This is a genomic window from Pseudomonas sp. EGD-AK9, assembly GCF_000465935.2.
Taxonomy (GTDB): Bacteria; Pseudomonadota; Gammaproteobacteria; order Pseudomonadales; family Pseudomonadaceae; genus Aquipseudomonas.
The window spans coordinates 1-1,311 of the sequence record NZ_AVOF01000570.1; the positions used below are offsets into that span (position 1 = coordinate 1).

The 1,311-nt window shown below is 68.6% G+C and carries 2 protein-coding genes and 1 pseudogene; all 3 read left to right on the forward strand.

Annotated features, from left to right (window positions below; translation table 11 throughout):
* A partial coding sequence (locus tag N878_RS29655; RefSeq protein ID WP_256218115.1) for a hypothetical protein occupies window positions 1-116 on the forward strand: 116 nt, incomplete at its 5' end.
* Between the two features lie 113 nt (window positions 117-229).
* Complete coding sequence (gene cysM, locus N878_RS20725) at window positions 230-1,141, forward strand: cysteine synthase CysM (RefSeq protein ID WP_021445448.1); 912 nt, start codon at window positions 230-232, stop codon at window positions 1,139-1,141.
* Between the two features lie 3 nt (window positions 1,142-1,144).
* A pseudogene (locus N878_RS29660) lies at window positions 1,145-1,311 on the forward strand (23S rRNA (uracil(1939)-C(5))-methyltransferase RlmD); the annotation flags it as partial.

Below are 1,311 nucleotides of genomic sequence, written 5' to 3' on the forward strand. Positions count from 1 at the left end.
GTTTCGGCCTCGGCCTGAGCATCGCCCGCAGCGCCATCGCCGGGCAGGGCGGGCGCATCTGGGCGGAGAACGGCGCGCCCGGGTTACGCGTGCATTTTCAGCTGCCGGCCGCCTGAGTCCGGGCGCCTCGCGCGCCCTCTGCAGCTCTTGCGCGACAGCATGGCGTGATGCCGTCGCGGGTTAGGCGTATCATGATGGCCCTTCGCGGCAGTCCGGATTCGAGCGACCCATGACCCTGCACTTTCCCACCATCGCCGATTGCGTCGGCAACACCCCGCTGGTGCGCCTGCAGCGCCTGCCGGGCGACACCTCCAACAACCTGCTGGTCAAGCTGGAAGGCAACAACCCGGCCGGGTCGGTCAAGGATCGTCCGGCGCTGTCGATGATCACCCGCGCCGAGCTGCGCGGCGACATCCAGCCCGGCGACACCCTGATCGAGGCCACCAGCGGCAATACCGGCATCGCCCTGGCCATGGCGGCGGCGATCAAGGGTTACAAGATGATGCTGATCATGCCCGACAACATGAGCGCCGAGCGCAAGGCGGCGATGACCGCCTACGGCGCCGAGCTGGTGCTGGTGAGCAAGGAAGACGGCATGGAAGGCGCCCGCGACCTGGCCGAGAGCCTGCAGCGCGGCGGTCGCGGCAAGGTGCTCGACCAGTTCGGCAACGGCGACAACCCCGAGGCCCACTACGTCGGCACCGGCCCGGAAATCTGGCAGCAGACCGACGGGCGCATCACCCACTTCATCAGCTCGATGGGCACCACTGGCACCATCATGGGCGTGTCGCGCTACCTCAAGGAGCAGAACCCGGCGGTGCAGATCGTCGGCCTGCAGCCGCAGGAAGGCTCGGCCATCCCCGGCATCCGCCGCTGGCCGCAGGAATACCTGCCGAAGATCTACCAGGCCGAGCGCGTCGACCGCGTCATCGACATGGCCCAGGTCGAGGCGGAAACCGTGATGCGTCGCCTGGCGCGGGAAGAGGGGATCTTCTGTGGCGTGTCCTCCGGCGGTGCGGTGGCGGCCATGCTGCGCCTGTCGCGCGAGGTGGAGAACGCGGTGATGGTGGCGATCATCTGCGACCGCGGCGACCGCTACCTGTCCACCGGCGTCTACGACGAACCCGCGGCAGAGCATTAATTCATGGCCAAACGCAGCTCCGGTCTGCGCTTTCAACCCAGTGGCGGCAGCCGCGCTCCCCAGGTGCCGGTGGGCAAGAAGCAGCAACTGAGTATCGAGCGTCAGGCCGGCGACGGTCGCGGCATCGCCTTCGACGGCGGGCGCACCTGGTTCGTCAGCGGCGCCCTGGC